This window comes from Streptomyces sp. MspMP-M5 (assembly GCF_000373585.1).
Lineage (GTDB): Bacteria > Actinomycetota > Actinomycetes > Streptomycetales > Streptomycetaceae > Streptomyces.
On record NZ_KB891866.1, the window covers coordinates 168,800 to 186,174 of the forward strand.

General features: G+C 70.1%; 18 protein-coding genes. 7 read left to right on the forward strand and 11 right to left on the reverse strand.

All coding sequences use genetic code 11. The features are described 5' to 3' along the window. Positions 1 to 156: 156 nt before the first annotated feature. Positions 157 to 774, forward strand: coding sequence for a flavin reductase family protein (locus tag B073_RS0106945; protein ID WP_026247137.1), 618 nt, complete (start codon positions 157 to 159; stop codon positions 772 to 774). A gap of 718 nt (positions 775 to 1,492) precedes the next feature. Here the strand turns inward: B073_RS0106945 and B073_RS0106950 are convergent. From B073_RS0106950 to B073_RS39330, 6 genes are all read right to left on the reverse strand, one after another. Then, entirely contained in the window at positions 1,493 to 1,729 is a 237-nt protein-coding gene (locus tag B073_RS0106950; RefSeq protein ID WP_018537363.1) for a DUF2277 domain-containing protein, read from the reverse strand. A gap of 40 nt (positions 1,730 to 1,769) precedes the next feature. Beyond that, positions 1,770 to 2,567 carry an alpha-ketoglutarate-dependent dioxygenase AlkB family protein gene (locus tag B073_RS39325; protein WP_234025008.1) on the reverse strand — a complete coding sequence of 266 codons (798 nt, stop codon included), beginning with the start codon at positions 2,565 to 2,567 and terminating at the stop codon, positions 1,770 to 1,772. 210 nt (positions 2,568 to 2,777) lie between these two features. Beyond that, positions 2,778 to 3,341 carry a methylated-DNA--[protein]-cysteine S-methyltransferase gene (locus B073_RS0106960; protein WP_018537365.1) on the reverse strand — a complete coding sequence of 188 codons (564 nt, stop codon included), beginning with the start codon at positions 3,339 to 3,341 and terminating at the stop codon, positions 2,778 to 2,780. A gap of 289 nt (positions 3,342 to 3,630) precedes the next feature. Then, positions 3,631 to 3,825 (reverse strand): hypothetical protein, encoded by a 195-nt coding sequence (locus B073_RS45560; protein WP_106731782.1) that lies wholly within the window; start codon positions 3,823 to 3,825, stop codon positions 3,631 to 3,633. Between the two features lie 615 nt (positions 3,826 to 4,440). Further along, the gene (locus B073_RS0106970) at positions 4,441 to 4,914 is read right to left on the reverse strand and encodes a nuclear transport factor 2 family protein (protein ID WP_018537367.1); all 474 of its coding nucleotides are present in this window, start codon (positions 4,912 to 4,914) and stop codon (positions 4,441 to 4,443) included. After that, positions 4,904 to 6,022, reverse strand: a complete 1,119-nt coding sequence (locus B073_RS39330; RefSeq protein WP_234025009.1) for a serine hydrolase domain-containing protein — start codon at positions 6,020 to 6,022, stop codon at positions 4,904 to 4,906. The genes B073_RS0106970 and B073_RS39330 overlap by 11 nt, the downstream gene beginning before the upstream one ends. 572 nt (positions 6,023 to 6,594) lie before the next feature. Between B073_RS39330 and B073_RS0106980 the strand changes: the two genes are divergently transcribed. Next, positions 6,595 to 6,825 (forward strand): DUF6296 family protein, encoded by a 231-nt coding sequence (locus B073_RS0106980; protein WP_018537369.1) that lies wholly within the window; start codon positions 6,595 to 6,597, stop codon positions 6,823 to 6,825. 38 nt (positions 6,826 to 6,863) lie between these two features. On the opposite strand, the gene B073_RS0106985 is transcribed toward B073_RS0106980, so the two are convergent. The 3 genes from B073_RS0106985 to B073_RS0106995 form a co-directional block, all read right to left on the reverse strand. Next, positions 6,864 to 7,049 carry a hypothetical protein gene (locus B073_RS0106985; protein ID WP_018537370.1) on the reverse strand — a complete coding sequence of 62 codons (186 nt, stop codon included), beginning with the start codon at positions 7,047 to 7,049 and terminating at the stop codon, positions 6,864 to 6,866. Positions 7,050 to 7,255: 206 nt separating this feature from the next. After that, positions 7,256 to 7,951 carry an aspartate/glutamate racemase family protein gene (locus B073_RS0106990; protein WP_018537371.1) on the reverse strand — a complete coding sequence of 232 codons (696 nt, stop codon included), beginning with the start codon at positions 7,949 to 7,951 and terminating at the stop codon, positions 7,256 to 7,258. 223 nt (positions 7,952 to 8,174) lie between these two features. After that, positions 8,175 to 9,416: a cytochrome P450 family protein gene (locus tag B073_RS0106995; protein WP_106731783.1), complete on the reverse strand. Its 1,242-nt coding sequence runs from the start codon at positions 9,414 to 9,416 to the stop codon at positions 8,175 to 8,177. Positions 9,417 to 10,355: 939 nt separating this feature from the next. Here B073_RS0106995 and B073_RS0107000 point away from each other — a divergent pair. From B073_RS0107000 to proP, 4 genes are all read left to right on the forward strand, one after another. Continuing rightward, complete coding sequence (locus tag B073_RS0107000) at positions 10,356 to 11,081, forward strand: Mut7-C RNAse domain-containing protein (RefSeq protein ID WP_026247140.1); 726 nt, start codon at positions 10,356 to 10,358, stop codon at positions 11,079 to 11,081. 839 nt (positions 11,082 to 11,920) lie between these two features. Then, positions 11,921 to 12,550, forward strand: coding sequence for a hypothetical protein (locus B073_RS0107005; RefSeq protein WP_234025010.1), 630 nt, complete (start codon positions 11,921 to 11,923; stop codon positions 12,548 to 12,550). Positions 12,551 to 12,730: 180 nt separating this feature from the next. Next, positions 12,731 to 13,456 (forward strand): class F sortase, encoded by a 726-nt coding sequence (locus B073_RS0107010; RefSeq protein ID WP_026247141.1) that lies wholly within the window; start codon positions 12,731 to 12,733, stop codon positions 13,454 to 13,456. 201 nt (positions 13,457 to 13,657) lie between these two features. Beyond that, a complete protein-coding gene (gene proP, locus B073_RS0107015; protein WP_018537376.1) occupies positions 13,658 to 15,250 on the forward strand; it encodes a glycine betaine/L-proline transporter ProP in 1,593 nt (530 codons plus the stop codon). Positions 15,251 to 15,262: 12 nt separating this feature from the next. Here proP and B073_RS0107020 read toward each other — a convergent pair whose 3' ends face one another. Continuing rightward, positions 15,263 to 15,961, reverse strand: a complete 699-nt coding sequence (locus tag B073_RS0107020) for a hypothetical protein (protein ID WP_018537377.1) — start codon at positions 15,959 to 15,961, stop codon at positions 15,263 to 15,265. Between the two features lie 147 nt (positions 15,962 to 16,108). Here B073_RS0107020 and hemC point away from each other — a divergent pair, with 147 nt between their 5' ends. Beyond that, positions 16,109 to 17,044, forward strand: a complete 936-nt coding sequence (gene hemC, locus B073_RS0107025) for a hydroxymethylbilane synthase (protein WP_018537378.1) — start codon at positions 16,109 to 16,111, stop codon at positions 17,042 to 17,044. A gap of 111 nt (positions 17,045 to 17,155) precedes the next feature. Here the strand turns inward: hemC and B073_RS49240 are convergent, their stop codons facing one another. After that, a complete protein-coding gene (locus B073_RS49240) occupies positions 17,156 to 17,233 on the reverse strand; it encodes a 50S ribosomal protein bL37 (protein WP_373287922.1) in 78 nt (25 codons plus the stop codon). Positions 17,234 to 17,375 lie beyond the last annotated feature (142 nt).

Sequence of the window (17,375 nt, forward strand, 5' to 3'; positions counted from 1 at the left end):
GTCCCGCCGATCGTCGACGAGGGGCGTCGCCTCGATGATGTGGGCTTCTTCCGCTCAGCGGCTCCAGTACCAGGCACTTTCGACCGAACCTCGCTGTTGGGTCGTCCTGTGGATCTTCCGTGGAATCCCCGGCCCCGCAGGTGGATACTGATCACCATGCGAGTTGACTTTGACCCTGCCGACATGCCCCGTAACGACTTCTACAAGCTGCTCACCGCCACGGTCGTGCCGCGGCCGATCGCCTGGGTGTCCACTGTCTCCGAGGACGGGACGGCCAACCTGGCACCGCACTCCTTCTTCAGCATCGCCAGCGTGACGCCGCCCGTGGTGCAGTTCAGCTCCGTCGGTCGCAAGGACACCCTGCGGAACATCGAGGCCACCGGCGAATTCGTCGTCAATTTCACGCCGGAAGAACTCTTCGAGCAGATCAACGACACGGCCACCGACTTTCCGCATGGCGTGAGCGAGTTCGAGGCGGCGGCGATCGAATCGGAGCCGAGCCTCCGGGTGAAGCCGCTGCGGGTTGCCGCCTCGCCGGTGGCTCTGGAATGCGAACTCCACAGCACTCTGCGAATCGGTGACGGGACCGTGGTCTTCGGCCGCGTCGTGCATGCCGTGGTCTCGGAGGAGGTCATGGTCGACGGCCACCCGGAAATCAGCAAGCTGCGCCCGCTGTCGCGGCTGGGGAAGAACGAATGGGGAACGGTCAGCGGCGTTCGCGAACTGGCTCGCATCCGTCACGACGACTGGCGGGGCCCCGCGGCCGACCGTTAGTCGTCACTTCATTTGCGGGAGCCGTTCGGAGCGCTGCGGACGGCGGGAAGGCGTTTTCCCGCTGAATCCACCGGCTTGATTGCAGCAAGCGGAGATCCCCGCTCCTTCTATGACTCTTGCGGCTCCGGAGACTCCCTGGAATCCCGCAGCCTGCAGGAGGAGACATCCGGGCACGGCCCTGAGCCGGAGGGCCGTGCTCCGCGGTGTGGCTGCTTCGGTGCGCGGCTAATGACCTTCTGCCTGAGATACACATCGGGTGCCCGCCCGAATGCGCAGTTGCGCGATACCGGAGCGGATCTTGGTCCGCATTTCTGTGCAGCACGGACGACGGGGGAGCAAGGCGAGAGCCAGCGGAATTCCATGCGCTGAACCCTCGCCTTGATCGCCTTGATCGCCTTGATCGCCTTGATCGCGTTGTGCGGTTTGCCCGGGAACGGTCGGCGGCACTGGTCAAGAATCGGGCAGTCTCGTCGGCAGTAGAGATTCGGCCGACGAGTGCCGTCCCGAGTGCGGGACGCTCCATGGCTATCGGCCGTTGGTACCGGACGGCTACCGGGTCGACTGGATGTCGACTGGATTCCGACGTCGTCGGAGGTCCGGACGCGGTGCGCGTCGATCCGTACCTCTTCCCTCGACGGACAGTTCCCGAGCGGTCACTTCCGGTGCGGGCGATGGTCGAGTGGTGAGGCGTCGGCAGGCGGTGCGAGGGTTGTACGGCTTACTGACGAGGGGCGGCGGGGCCCGGCGCGGAGCCGCGGACCTGGAGGCCGTTGAGGAGGTCCTGGGTGGCCGCCGCGATGGTCTCCACGGCCTGGTCGAACACCTCGCGATTGTGGGCGGCCGGGGCGCGGAATCCGGAGACCTTGCGGACGTACTGCAAGGCTGCGGCGCGGATGTCCTCATCGCGGACCTCGGGCGTGACGGGCGGACGGAGCGTCCGGATGCTGCGGCACATGCGTCCAGTCTGCCTCCTCCCGGGAGCCTGCGGGGGCTGATCAACTGAGCCCGTTGGGGCCACCGAGTCCACCACGTCCACCGGGTTCGCTGAGTCCGGTGACGCGCATGGTGATGTTGAGGCGGCCGGCGGAGATGCCGGTGGCGGGATCGCCGGTGCCGGGACAGACCTTCGGCACGCCGTGGTACACGAACCGCGAAGGACCACCGAAGACGAAGAGATCCCCCGACACCAGCTCGATGTCCGTGTACGGCTTGGTGCGGGTCTCCGTGTTGCCGAAGCGGAAGACGCAGGTGTCACCGATGCTGAGGGAGACGACCGGCGCGCTGGAGTGCTCCTCCTTGTCCTGGTGCATGCCCAGTTTCGCCTCGCCGTCATAGAAATTGATCAGTGCGGTGTCCGGGGTGTAGTCGACGGCCGCTGCGGTGTCCTGATACGCGTCCGCCAGCGCACGACGGCCCAACGCGACCATCCAGTCCGGGAATTCGGCGACCCGTGCACCGTTCACATCGTCGGCGGTACGGGTGTATGCGTACGGCTGCCAGTGCCAGCCGATGCACACGGTCTGGACGGACATCACGCCACCACGCGGCAGTTTGGTGTGCCGGATCGGTACCGGGCCGCGCGCCCACTCGCGGCAGGCGGTGACCAGTTCCCGCTGCTCATCCAGGGACAGCCAACCGGGGACGTGGACCGCCCCGGGCGCCAGCTCCCGACGGATCCGGCCTTCGGGGCCGGCAGCTGCTCCGGGCCGGCGGGCTGCTCCCCGGCGCCCGGCTGCTTCATCATGATCCTGGAGCCGCCCAACGTCCTCAAAGCCGGGGAGCGGGGTACTCATGACCTTCTGACCTGCCTTGATGTGCGGGGAGGGGGTGGATTGACGGGGTGGTGCCGGTGTGGTCCCCCTTAGTTCAGGGTGCCACGGGGTGGGGTGCGGTGGGCTTGCCTGGGCTGGAGCGGGGTGGCCGGGTGCCCGGTGGCGGGTATTGCTGGGTGCCGAGTGGCAGCTGATCGTCCCCGCGTGTGCCGCCTACCCCGGGCACGACGGTCAGATGAGGGTGGGCTGGAGGGCGCCCTCATGCGTCAGCAGCGCGACTTTGCGTTCCACACCGGCCGCGTAACCCCGCATGGCGCCGTCCGCGCCGATCACCCGGTGGCAGGGCCGCACGAGCAGCAGCGGATTGGCGCCGACCGCGGCTCCCACCGCACGCACTTCGCCACGCGCAACGCCAACCTCCTCGGCGAGTCGCCCGTACGTGGTCGTGGTGCCGTAAGGGATCTTGTCGAGGGCTCGCCAGACGCGCTCCTGGAACTCTGTGCCGGTGGTGCGGAACTCCAGCGCGAAACGGGTCAGCTCGCCGGCGAAGTAGCCCCGCAACTGACGGACGGCCTCGGCGAACGGATGGGCATCGCGGTGCCACTGTGCCCCTATGGTGGCGGCGCCGCGCTGTCCGGGAAGGGACAGCGAGATCAGAGCGATGCCACCGGGCGCGGTGGGGGAGTCCACACCTACCAGCAGCAGCTCGCCCAGGGGACTGTCGTGGGTGGTGTAGAACGTCGTGCCGGGGGAGGCAGGGGTAGAGGTGGCGGCGGGCCTGTCGGGGGTGTTCATGGTGCGTCCTCGGTCGGCTGTTACCTAGGCTTTCTTCGAGTCTGCCGGTTTTGGGACGCAGCTACTGGCGGAAATCCGACGTCGAGGTTCCGGCGGTCGGGGGAGGGGGACGTGCCGCACGTCCTGATCGTCTCCGGCCCACCCGCCGCGAGCGACGGAGGCGGCCGCGGGACGTACGGAAGCGCAGAGGCCCCGGCTGGGAAGGAGGTGGCCCTGGCGGACCGCTGGGTGCGCGGCAGGGCGCCAGGGCCGTCGCACACGCGCCCTCGTCGGTGGGTGGGTGCTCTTCCTAGGCGGCCTCGACGACCTCCGCCACCTCGGCGCGCACCGCCAGCATCCAGACCTCCAGCAGTGCCGCATACTCCGCCATGTCCTGCGCAGTCCAGGCCAGACCGCGCCGGGCGCGCACAAAACGCCGGATCGAATCGTTGGCCTCGGAAGCAGGAACGGGCGCACCCGTATGGGCAGAAGGAGTCGGGGACATGTGAGACATGCTAGGGGCAGCCACTGACAACGCGCCCCCGCGTTCCTCAGCCATAGCGCCCCCGAGTGGACTCCGTCGCCCGTCCTGACTCCGACTCAACTCGCTGACCAGCAAAGACTGTCAGCACCTCGCCCTCCCCTCGCTGTCAGCATGTGTCCATTCCCACACGCTCCGCGTTCGCCCACCCTGTACGCCCGCCCTCGAACCGTCAACAGGGCGTCATGCGATCCGGCCGCGCGGCGCTACGCCGGCGTCACTGCGTTCTTGAGCTGAGCCGGCGGCAGGGCAGGCGGTCTGTCGCTGTACGTTCCCCGGATCGGGTGGTGTTTTTCGGCGGGCTTCGGCGTGAGGTGGGGTGTGTTCGAGGGCGCGGGCATGCGGTGATCGCCGCCGGCCTTGGCTGGGGCGCCCGGATAGGGGTGGCGAACTACCGTCGTACGTGGTCGGGGCGTACTGGTACAGGAGGCCGTTGTCAGTGGTCGCCCGTACGGTAGTCCCCGTATCCATCCGAGCTGCTGGCGCTACTCGGACCCGCCCCGCTCCCGAAACAACGCACGGGAGCGGGGCCCTCCCTGTCTATACCTCTCTTGACTCGTCCCCTCTTTGCCTCGTTTCTCAGTTGTCGCTCGGGGGTGTGAGGCGTTGTGTGGCGGCTCCGAAGGCCAGGTGGGTGGTTCGGGTGGCGAGCAGCCATATGCCGTCGATCTTGCGGAAGGTGTCTTCGTAGTGGCCCACGTTGGCGGGGAGTTGTGGCGGGACCAGGCCGTCGACGAAGCCGTCGACGCGGTAGGTGGTGAGATAGGAGGTGGCGGTTGCTGTCGTGGGGGAGGTGACGGAAACCCGGATGTTCGTCATCAGGCGCCGTGAGAGGCGGTCCGCCGGGCGGGAGCCGAAATACTCGCGCAGTGCCTCGCGGCCCACGATGCGGCGGTCGTCATGGGGCCACTGCCAGATGCCGTCCTCTGCGAACAGTTCGGCCACGGAGCTTGGGTCTCCGAGGTCGAGACGGTGGACGAAGTCGAGGATCAGCCGTTCGCAGGCGCGCTCGGCGAGCAGCTGGTCCGTGGGGTCGATTGCTTCAGTGGGCATCTGCAGTCCTGGGAAGTAGCCAGCTTTGGGGCTGGGGCTGGGATTGGGGCTGGGCAAGAGGTCGCCCTGTGTCGTTGCCTGTGCTGGCCTTGGTGCCGCATATGGCCTGTGCCAGATGGGCCTCCATGGCCGTGTCGATCCCGTTCGGTATGGGCTGGTTGTTGGCGTCGAGCTTCTGGTAGCGGGTGAGGTTGAAACCGAGTGAGAGTTGGCGCCGGCCGTCCGGGCTGGAGAGGGACCAGGTCATGGCGCCGAGGACCAGGCCGTTGTGCCCCCAGAACTCCCCGCAGGCCGAGGTCGTCTGGAGCAGGCCGAGGCCGTAGCGTGCGTGGGTGCCTGGGACCGGAACCGTCGTCTTCATCTGGCGCAGCTGTGCCGGGGGGAGCAACTTGCCGCCGAGCAGGGCGCGGTAGAAACGGTTGAGGTCGGGCATCGTCGAGACGAGGGCGCCGGCCGTGCCTCCCCAGGACAGGTTGTAGACGCTGAAGTCGCGGGGCGGATTGAAGCCTCCGTATGCGGCCTCGTACATCTTGGCGTGTGGTCCGGAGATGTAGGGCGAGTGCGGGAAGTAGGTGTGGCGCAGGCCGGCCTTTCGGATGACGTGTTCGGTGATGTAGGTCTCGGGGGACTGGCCGGTGACCTTCCGCAGCAGGAGACCGGCGAGGATGAAGTTGGTGTTGGAGTAGTGATGCGCCTCACCCGGCTTGCCCAGCGCGGGAGCAGCGACACCCAGTCGGGCCAGCTCCTCCGGGGCGAACTCGTGGAAGCGATTGCCCTCGATACTGTCCGCGGTCGCGAAGATTGCTCTGCCGTAGTCGCCGATGCCGCTGGTGTGGTTGAGCAGCATCCGGACGGTGATGGCCCGGCCGCGCTCGCCCGTTACGAGATCGGGAAGGTAGTGGCCGATCGGTGCGTCGAGGTCGATATGGCCCTTGCCGACTTCCTGGAGCACGGCGGTGGCGGTGAAGGTCTTGGTGATACTGCCGATGCGATGTTCCATCTGCGGGGTGGTGGGGCGGCCGGTGTCGATATCGGCGACCCCGGCTGCGCCTTGCCACTCTTCGGAACCGTCGCGCACGGCGGAGTACGCGCCGTACATCCCTGCCATGCGGAATGCCTGGAGTGAACCTTCCAGGGCACGGCGGTCGAGCGCTGGGTGGTGTGCGGAGGGTGTCGAGACCGAGAGAGAGGCAGGGGAAGAAACAGAGGCAGAGAGCGAGGTTGTGGCTGTTGGGCCGGCGTGGGCGGGCCGCGGTGCGGCGGACGGCGCGGCGGCAGTCGCGGAGGCTGCGGTGGGTACGGTGAGGAGCGATAACGCGGCGGCAGTGGCAACGAGGGTCAGTCCGCGGCGGTAGCGCGGCGGGCGGCGGTCAACTTGCATGGCTTCTCCGGTAATTCGGGGCCCGGAAGGTGTACCGGTCCCGGTACTCGTCGTTTCTCGGTGTTTCCTTGATCTGATTCTTGCGTGGGTCTGGGCGCGAGACATCAACCCACGGGTCTACCTTGATCCGGAATCTCGTTGCCGCGTGCAGGACATATTCACCGTTCAACGAGTTTGTGGTGAGGCGGGGCGCCCGGGCGTGGGCGAGGATGGAAGTGCCGGGGCGCTGCGACGTGCGCAGCGGCGACGGTGCGGCGCCCTGGGCGGCAGGACCCGCAGAGCAGTGACGGGAGGCCCCGATGGATTACCCGGAACGCTATGAGCTGGTATTTCAGGCCCCCGCCGTGGAGGACGACGTGGTGATCGTCCGGCGTACCGACCAGGCGGGAGCGGGCGGGTATCCGATCTACGAAGACGAGTCGGGGATCGTGCGCGCGGAGATCAGTGATCAGGGCGAGGTTCGCATGGTGGCCAGTGGCGGGCACCAGGCCCCCCATACCCCGCTCCTGGCGAGGCGCCTGAGCCCGTGAGGCGTTGATCGGCCACCGCCTCCGCCGCTCCGGGGCGGTCAGAGGCCGCGCAGGTGTGGGCGGCGGCGCACCGGGGGCTCCGGCGAGGAGTCGCGATCCCCGTCCTCGGCGGAGGTGGCCTCCGGGCCGGGGTCGTCTGCGGTGAGGTCTCCCCGGAGCACCGCCAATGCGCGCTCGAAAGTCTCCCCGGTGACCTGCATCCGGATCCGGGCCAGGCGTTTCAACTCGTGTAACTCATGTAACTCATGTTGAGACACGAGGTCAGCGTACCTGCCGTAATGCCAGGTGGGGTCTGGTGGGGGCCGGCGTGGGCGGATGGGGTCAGGTGAGGTGCTCGCCCGGAGTGGGAAGTCGAACGCGGATGCAGGTGGGGGCAGTTGGCGATCCGTGCCCCACGAGGCGACGAAGCGACATGACGGCAGGGCCGTGCTCACGTCGTGCTCAGCGCGCGGGTGACGGCAGCCTCGGCGTGCAGTCGGGTCGTCGGGAAGACGGGCACGGCGCTGTCCTGCGGGCGGATGAGGAGTTCGATCTCGGTGCAGCCGAGCACGATGCCCTCGGCTCCGGCGGCGATCAGCTCGTCGATGACGGCGATGTAGGCGTCGCGGGATTCCTCCTTGACGATGCCCAGGCAGAGCTCCTCGTAGATCACGCGGTGCACGGTCTCGCGTCCGGCGGCATCCGGAACCAGGACGTCCAGGCCGTGGTGCGCCAGGCGCCCGCGGTAGAAGTCCTGCTCCATGGTGAACGCGGTGCCCAGCAGGCCGATGCGGCGAAGTCCCTTGTCGCGTACGGCCTCCGCCGTGGTGTCGGCGAGGTGGAGCAGCGGGACGCCGACTGCGGACGACACCTGGTCGGCGACCTTGTGCATGGTGTTGGTGCAGATCAGCAGCAGGTCCGCGCCCGCTGCCTCCAGTGCCTTGGCGGCCTCGGACAGGACCTCGCCGGCCTCGTCCCAGCGTCCCTCGACCTGGAGGCGCTCGATCTCCGCGAAGTCAACGGAGTAGAGGACGCACTGGGCCGAGTGCAGCCCGCCCAGTCGCTCCCGCGTCAGTTCGTTCAACAGGCGGTAGTACTCCGCCGTGGACTCCCAGCTCATGCCGCCGATCAACCCGATGGTCTTCATCGGGACACTGTGCCACAGGGCGGTCGGACGACCCCGCACCGGCCGGTGAACGGGAAGGCCGCCGGGCCGCACAGCCGGGCGGCCGGGCGGCAGCGAGGCCCACGTCCAACAGACGGTACGGACCGGCCCCACGGCTGGATGACTGCACGGCTGCACGACTGGCTGATTGGGTGACTGGGCGCGGCTAAGCAATTCGCGCCGCCCGTAGCCCGGTTGGCGGCGGCTAACCGTCCCAGCGGACCGGAAGCCGGTCCATGCCGCGCATGAGGAGGCCGCTGCGCCAGTGTGGGGCGTCGGCCGTGGTGTCCAGGGCGAGGTTCGGGCAGCGGTCCAGTAGGGCGCGGATGGCGATCCGGCCCTCCAGACGGGCCAGCGGCGCGCCGAGGCAGAAGTGGATGCCGTGGCCGAAGGCGACATGGCCGCGCGGGTCGCGGGTGATGTCGAAGTCGTCGGCGGCGGCGAACCGTTCGGTGTCACGGGACGCCGAGGCCAGCGAGATCAGTACCGGGGAGCCCGCGGGGATCACGGTGCCGCCGACTTCCACCGGCTCGGATGCGAAGCGCCAGGTGGCGGTCTCCACCGGGCCGTCGTAGCGGAGCATCTCCTCCACGGCGTTGTCCAGCAGGCCGTCGTCGGCGCGCAGGGCGGCCAGTTGGTCGGGGTGCTCCAGCAGGGCCCGGACACCGTTGGCGATGAGGTTGACCGTGGTCTCGTGGCCGGCGACCAGCAACAGGAAGGCCGTGCCGATGAGTTCCTCGTGGGAGAGCCGGTCGCCGTCCTCGTCGCTGGTCCGGATCAGGGCGCTGAGCAGCCCGTCGCCCGGTTCGCGGCGCTGGGTCTCGATGAGCGCGGTGAGGTAGTCCGCCATGTCCTGGGTGGCCTTGGCGACCGCCTCGGGGCTGGTCGGGGAGACCAGCTCGTGGGACCAGAGGCGGAAGGCGTCGCGGTCTATCGAGGGCACGCCGAGGAGTTCGCATATGACGGTCATCGGCAGCGGGAACGCCAGTGCCTCGATGAGGTCGGCCCGGCCGTCCGGTGCGGTCAGCATCGTGTCGAGGAGTTCGTCGGTGAGCTGCTGCACGCGGGGGCGCAGCGCCTCGACGCGGCGGCTGGTGAATTCCTTCGCGACCAGCTTCCGCAACCGGGTGTGGTGCGGTGGGTCCGCGTCCAGCATGTTGGTGAACAGGGGCGTTTCACCGGCCAGACGTTGCAGGTTGGCTTTGGCCCAGTCCTTGCCCAGCCGCGGATCGGCGAGCGCCGAACGGACCGCCTCATGGCCGACGACGAGCCAGGCGTCCTGGTCGTACGGGGTGCGCACCGGGTGGACGGGGCCGCGGGCCCGCAGTTCGGCGTAGTACGGATACGGGTCGGCGATGAAGTCCTCGCCGTAGGCGGGCAGATCGACCACCGGAAGCGCGTCGGAGTCCGGCGGATCGGTGAGGGGGGAGTTCCGCGGCGCGGACATCTGGGAGCCCTGGGCGCCCCGTTGGCCCTGTGGGGCTTGTGGGGCCTCGGACGCCCGAGGGGGCTGCTCGCCCTGCCGGGTCTGATCGGTCTGCGGATACTCCGGCATCTGCCGTCCCGCCTCTCTCGACTCGCAACACTTTTCGGCGTTACCACACTGGCGCAGCTCCGTACCGTGCGGTCCGGCTGCCCTGCTCACGCTACGCAGTTCGGGTGGGCGCATCGTCGTACCAGGGGAGGAACCGCGGCGGACGACGTCCTCCGTCCGCAGTGGGGCGGAGTCATCGGGGCGGGGGAAGACGGGCCGTCTGGTGCCTGCCTGGGGACTGGGAGGGACGCGGCCGGTGACGGGCGGGCAGGCAGGCGCCGGCCGCGGCGCGAAGCCCCCCGTGTGGACGCCCCCGTGTGGACGCCCCGGCGCGGAGCCGAGGCCGTGAACCTCCGGTGTCGCCCGCCCTGGCCTCCGCGCCGCCGCCGTCCTCAGCAGCGCGCATGGGCCGTGAAGTCGGCGCGGAACTCGTCGATCATCGCCGGGGTGACGGTCGGCCGGCACTGCGCGATCGCGGCGAGGCAGCCCTCGGTGCTCGCGCCGAGCCGGGCCCGGGCCCCGTCCCGCCGCCGATCGCCAGATTGCCCTCGTCCGCCAACCGGGACGGCAGCAGCTCGACGCGGCAGTCGTGGATGAGCCAGTTCACCGGTGCCGCCCCTCGTTGCGTCGCTGACGTTCCTGACGTGCAGGTGAGGCTAGGGGCGGTGGCCGGTCCGGTCCTGTGCCAGCGCATAATCCGCTGGCCGGAACGCTGCGGTCCGTATGTGGTGGCGAGCGGCCCGGATGTGGCGCCGAGTGGTCCGGATATGCCAACGGCCGTCGCCGTCGACCGTCGCTGCCGCCGTGGAATGCGCTGGCTGAGCCGGCCCGCCCGGTGCCATGCTGTGCGACGTGAACGGACCCGAGATCACCCTGACCTTCGCCCCTGAGCTGCATGTTTTCGTCGGAGCCGAGCGCGCGGCCGGCCGTGTGCCGGTGGTGACCGACGGCTCCTCGACGCTCGGCCACGTCATCGAGTCGCTGGGCGTCCCGCTCACCGAGGTCGGGCGACTGGTCGTGGACGGGGCCCGGGCAGCCGTCTCGCACATTCCGGGCCGGGGCGAACACATCGAGGTCCAGGCCGTCGAACGCCCCCAGCGCGTCCCCGGCGCACCACTACGGTTCCTGCTCGACGTCCACCTCGGCACCCTGGCCCGCCGGCTGCGGCTGCTCGGCGTCGACGCGGCGTACACCAACGAGGACCCCGGAGACGCCGCCCTGGCCGCGCTCTCCGCGCAGGAGCGCCGGGTGCTGCTCTCCCGCGACCGGGGACTGCTGCACCGCCGGGAGATCTGGGCCGGCGCGTACGTCTACAGCGACCGGCCGGACGACCAACTCCGCGACGTACTCGGCCGATTCGCCCCCGCTCTCGACCCCTGGACCCGCTGCACCGCGTGCAACGGCCGGCTGGCCGCCGCTGACAAGGACGCCGTCCAGGAACAGCTCCAGCACGGCACCCAGCGCACCTGCGACGTCTTCGCGCAGTGCACCGCGTGCGGACGGGTCTACTGGCGCGGCGCTCATCACGCCCGTCTGGAGGCGATCGTCGAGGAGGCGCTGCGGCCGGGCACCGGCTGAACCGCGCCGCCGCGCCTCGCCCGACCCCGCCGACCGTCCGCACGGACTCCCCGATCCCCGATCCCCTCGAACGCCGCGGCCATAAAGACGTGTTGGAGAATCCCGAGCCGATCCTCCGACATGAGGCTGGGGCCGCTGTCAGATGTTCCGGCGAGCGCGCCCCACCGATGCCGATCAGGATCGCGGGCACGATCGGCCCTCTGATGGTCGGGTCTGCCGGGCTCTACGACCCGGCGATCTACGCCCCGCCGATCTCCCGGATTGACGTCATGTCAGTCAACGGTCAGCCAGAAACAGGCGGTGTGAGCGCCAGGCAGCACCTGCCTGCGCCCAGGAAGCCCCTGCCTGGCATTGGAGTGGCGGGGTGCCAGGCACGTCCCCGGCCCGTCCCTCGCTCGTCCCTGGTCCGTCCCGCCGTCCTGCACGACGATGCTGGTGACGTCACCGCAGCCTCCCCTCGCCCGCCCTCGTTACCCCGCCGCACCCCGCCGTTCCTCCCGCTCGCCGCCGCCGGGCCCGCCATCGCCCCAGCCCCCGACCGTGCTCCCCGGGCCCCTTTAGCGCCCCTCTAGCCCACCTTGATGACGACACGCCGCAGACACGCGCCGTCCAACGGGTGAATACGTCGTCCTCCGCCACCCGAAGAGCCGATGTTGTCGCTCGAATGCGGCGCTCTCCGGTGGTGCCGAGCCCGATTCCGACTGACGGTGATCACGTCGCTACTGCGATCCGATGCGCCGACGAAGTGTCAGCCTTCGCAGTCGCGCCGAAAGGAACATGACTCCATGCGCACTGCCCGCACTCTGTTCGCTTCCGCCGCCATTACGGCGGTGCTCTCCATGACCGCACCAGCCGCGAATGCCATGGGCCTGGTCCAGGACTTCGCGACGGGCAGCGGTACCTCAGTCAGCGGCGACGACCACGGCCGTGGCGACAACGATCACGGTCGTGGCCGGGACCGCGACCGCGACCGGGACCACGGTCGCTACGGCGACCGGGACCGCGACCACGGTGGCTACGGCGACCGGGATCACGGTGGATACGGCGACCGCGACAACGGCCGGGACCACGGCTACTGGGGCGGCCACCACCGCCGCCCGAGCGGTGGCGTGCACACCGGTGGTGGCGCGCTGGCCGGTGTCGTGGCCGGCGACTGGGACAACGACTACGGCGACAACGATCACGGCCGGGGCCGGGACCGCGACCACGGTCGGGACCGGGACCACGGCCGGGACCACGGTGGCTGGGGCGACCGGGACCGCGACAACGGCGGTTACGGCGACCGCGACAACGGTGGCTGGGGCCACGACCACTGGGGCCGCCGTCCGCACGGTGGCGTCCACACCGGTGGCGGTGGGATGGCGATGTCCGGCAGCGGACTGGCCGCCGGTTCCGTCCTGATGCTCGGTGGTCTGGGCGCTGGTGCCTACATGCTGCGTCGCCGCAACACGTCGGGCACTGCGGCCTGATAAGGCTGCCCCCCTCCGGAGGTCGATGTGCAGTCGCGGCCACCGTCCTCGCCGGACGGTGGCCGCGGCGATTCCATGTCCGCCGCCATGGCGCCGCGCATCCCTTGACGACCCGCGTGCCGTCCGATGACGCCGCGCCGCCCGCCGCGACTCGCCCCGCCCGCTCACGAAAGGCCCCCCATGACCGCCCAGCAGCCGCCCCAGCCGAATCCGAGTCCCGAACCGCCCAAGAAAGCCGCCGTACCTCGCCCCGTGGGACGGGGCCTGATCTGGGCCGTGAGCGCGTTTCTGCTGGGTGCCCTCCTCGTCTACAACTCCGTGGACACCTCGGCGGACGCCAAACCGCAGTCCCCGTACGCGGCCACCCCGAACCCGAACCCCACCCCGACCGCGACCCCGACCCCGGAGCGTCCGGCCTCGTCCGCCCCGGATATGGCCCTGTCCCGGTCCGTACCGAAGCGGCTGTCCATCCCGGAGATCGCCGTGGACGCGCCCTTCACCCCGCTGACCCTCGGCCCCAACGGGCAGCTCAACGCGCCCCCGGCCGGTGACAAGAACCTCGTCGGCTGGTACCAGGACGGTGCCACGCCGGGTGAGCGGGGCGCCGCCATCGTCGCCGGACATGTGGACACCAAGACCGGCCCCGCGGTGTTCCTCCAGTTGGAGACCCTCAGGCCAGGGGCCTTGGTCGAGATCACCCGCGAGGACGGCATCGTCGCGACCTTCAAGGTCGACTCCGTGGAGACGTTCAGCAAGGCGAACTTCCCCAACGACCGGGTCTACGCAGACACCCCGGACCCACAGCTCCGCCTGATCACCTGCGGGGGCTCGTACGACCACAAGGTCAAGGACTACATGGCCAACGTGGTGGCCTTCGCCCACCTCGTCTCGTCGAGGCGGGCGTAGCACGCACGGCCCACCGCAGGACGCGGACAGTGTGGCCAGGACGCGTGGGGCGGGGAGGGCGGAGTCCGGGGCGGTCCGAAACGCCGGCCCGGGCTCCGGCCGTCCCGACACGCGGTTCCGGCGGGTCTGCTCTCGCCGCGGAACGCACGGAGAAATAATGACGAATATGAGGCATCGAATTCCGCGCCCCGACGGGATGAAATGAGCGCCGCCCGCCGCGATCGACAGAGCCGCCGCCCGGTCCGGAAACCCTCCGCCGGCGGAAGCGCCGCCACCGACCGCCTGCTGCGCATTGTGCTGCGCCGCCGAAAGCAGTCACTGAGCCACGCGGATGTGACGATCACCGATCGGCCGGCGGTGCGCCGGGCGGTATCCGCGGCCGCGCTCGGCAACACCATGGAGTGGTTCGACTTCGGCGTCTACGCCTATCTGGCGGGCACCTTGGGAAAGGTCTTCTTTCCTGCCAGCTCGCCCGGCGCGCAGGTGGTCTCGTCGTTCGCCACCTTCGCCGCGGCCTTCGTCGTGCGGCCCCTCGGCGGGATGGTGTTCGGTCCGCTGGGGGACCGCATCGGACGCCAGCGGGTGCTGGCCGCCACCATGATCATGATGGCGGTGAGCACCTTCGCCGTCGGATTCCTGCCCGGATATCACGCGGTCGGTTTCGTCGCGCCGATTCTGCTGCTGATCTGCCGGCTGGTACAGGGATTCTCCACCGGCGGTGAATATGCCGGAGCCACCACTTATATCGCCGAATACGCCCCCGACAAACGCCGTGGATTCCTCGGCAGTTGGCTCGACTTCGGCACCTTCGTCGGATATTCGCTGGGGTCGGGACTGGTCACCGTGCTCACCGGGGTGCTCGGCGAGGACGGGCTGGTCTCCTGGGGCTGGCGGCTGCCGTTCCTGGTCGCCGGCCCCCTCGGGCTGATCGGCCTCTACATGCGGATGCGGCTGGAGGAGACCCCGGCCTTCCAGCGCGAGGCCGAGCAGGCCCACAAGGAGGCGGAGGAGGCGCGGGCAGCGGGCGGCGAGGACCCGGTCGAGGTCGCCCGCCAGTCCGGCCACGGCAGGCTCAAGGAGATCTTCACCCGGCACTGGGAGGCAGTGCTGATCTGCATGGGTCTGGTGCTGCTCTACAACGTCACCAACTACATGGTGACCTCCTACCTGCCGACCTTCATGACCGAGACGCTCGGCCAGGACCCGCTCACCGCCCAACTGCTGGTCCTCGGCACCATGATCGTCGTGGTGCTCACCATCACCACCGTCGGCCGCAGCTCCGACCGCTGGGGCCGCCGCCCCCTCTTCATGGCCGGTAGCCTCGCCCTGATCGCGCTCGCCGTCCCCGCGGTGCTCCTCATCCGGGCCGGCGGCATCCTGCTGCCCGCCATCGGCTGCCTGATCCTGGGCCTGCTGCTGGTGATCTTCGCCGGCACCTCCGCCGCCACCCTGCCGGCACTCTTCCCGACCCGGATGCGCTACGGCGCGCTCTCCATCGCCTTCAACATCTCGGTGTCGCTGTTCGGCGGCACCACGCCACTGTTCGCCTCCGGCCTTGTGCAGCTGACCGGGAGCCACATGGTCCCCGCGTACTACCTGATGGCCGCCGGCGTGGTCGGGTTCTTCTCGACGCTGTTCCTGCACGAGACCGCGGGCAAGCCGTTGCGCGGCTCCGGCCCGATGGTGGAAACCAAGGAGCAGGCCCACAAGCTGGTGGCGCACAGCCGCACCGAGGCCGGGCGCCGGGCCCGGGACATCTGGATCCGGCTGCGGCATCCCTGGGCCCGGCACTGACGCTCCGGGCCCCTACGCCCGCACGGTGCCGTCCCAGCGCCATTCCGTGCGGCGCGGGCGCCCGGGCAGCGCGCTGCGGCCGGTCGCCCAGAGCAGCGCCGGCCAGGGGGCCGCCGCGCCGGCCGGGACGTCCGGGAACAGCCGGTCCAGCACCCGCGCACACACCTCGGCCGGCGGCTCCCAGTCGAGCCCCAGCCCGGCGGCCAGATCGTGGGTGTGCACCAGGGTCTCGACGATCCCCATCGCCGCGAAACCCTCCGGGTCGGACACCCCGAAGACATGGTGGGCGCGTACCTCGGGCGGGGTGGTGCGCACCATGGCCACCAGCAGCGCACCGCACGCCTCCAGTGTCTGGAGCAGCCCGGCGGGTCCGGCGGCCCGGTCGGCGTGCACCGCGTTGGCCGGGCCGCCGGGGCGGCGGGCCTGCCACACGAACGGCACCTCGCGGTCCAACGGCGGTGTGCCGGGCCCGAGTTGGGCGGCGTAGGCGAAGAGATCGTCACTGAGGTGCTCGACCGTCTCCCAGCAGTCCCACTCCAGCGAACCGGCCCGTCCGCCGTCCTCCCACGCCGCGGCCGGCGCGGTACGCAGCAACTGCACGGCGAGCCGTACGGCACGGGCGAGATCGTCGGCGGTGACGGGGTCCGGGGCGGCGGGTGCGGGAGGCGACGGGTGATCCGCTCCGGCCGGGCTGTTGCTTGATCGGGACATGCCGGAACGGTATCGCGACGGCCGGCGCGGGGAGGGCCGGCCGGGCGCAGGCCCTCGTCCGCATACCGGAGAGGGAGTGACGGGACGCACGCAAACTCCGACGTACTGTCGGTAACTGTGCGTATGTGACGGTCTATCATCGGCGCCATGTCCGCCCCAGAACTGATCCGCATCGTCTCCCGCGACTCGCCGATGGCCCTGGCCCAGGTGGAGCGCGTCCGCGCCGAGCTGGCCGCGCTGCACCCCGGCATCACCACGGAGGTCGTCCCCGTCAAGACGACCGGGGACCGGTGGATGGGGGCGCTCTCCCAGGTGGAGGGCAAGGGTGCGTTCACCAAGGAGGTCGATGCCGCCCTGTTGGCGGGTCAGGCGGACCTCGCGGTGCACTGCGTCAAGGACATCCCGGGCGACCGTCCGCTGCCCGCCGGCACCACGTTCGCCGCCTTCCTCAAGCGCGACGACGTCCGTGACGCGCTGATCCACCCGGGCGGCCTGCCCCTCGACGAGCTGCCTGCCGGCACCCGGATCGGCACCTCCTCGGTGCGCCGGATCGCCCAGCTCGCCGCCTCGCACCCGCACCTGGAGTTCGTGCCGATGCGCGGCAACGCCAACCGTCGTATGGAGAAGCTGGCCGCCGGCGAGGCCGACGCCCTGCTGCTGGCCGTCTCCGGGCTGGAGCGGATCGGCCGCACCGACGCGATCACCGAGATCCTGCCGGTGGACGTCATGTGCCCGCCCATCGGCGCGGGTGTCCTGGCGCTCCAGTGCCGCGAGGACGACAGTGACACCATCGACGCGGTGAGTGGCCTCGGTGACCCCGCGACGTACCGGGAGACCACGGCCGAGCGGATGCTGCTGCACGTCCTCCAGGGCCACTGCAACAGCCCGATCGCCGGTTTCGCCAGCACCGACCGGCGCGGTGAACTCTCCCTGCGGGCCAGCGTTTTCACGCCCGACGGCAAGACCGTCCTCAACGCACATGAGTGGGCCGGCCCGTTGACCCCCGAGACACTGGGCACGTCCGTCGCCGTGGCGCTGCTCCGCCAGGGCGCCCGCGAGCTCATCGACGGCATCGCACACTGACGCCGACGGACATCCCGCACGTGACCGGGGAGCCCGGAGCGCCCCTCGTCCCGGTCGCCAACGCCGACCGGGACCACCGCTCCGGAGCGCCCCGCGCCCGTTAGGGCCCGTTCAGGACTGTGGGCGCTTGCCGTGGTTGGCCGCGTGCTTGCGGCGTGACTTCTTCTTGCGGCGACGCTTCGACGACATGGATGTCTTCCTTCCGGTCGAGGGGTCGGGGGTGTATTTCGGCATTTCTACCATTTCGTTGCGATTTTGCGCCGGGTGGTGGGGGAGTCGGGCGTGGGTGCTTGGCGGTCCGGCGCCTTGTCGCGTCGCAGGGAACCGACCC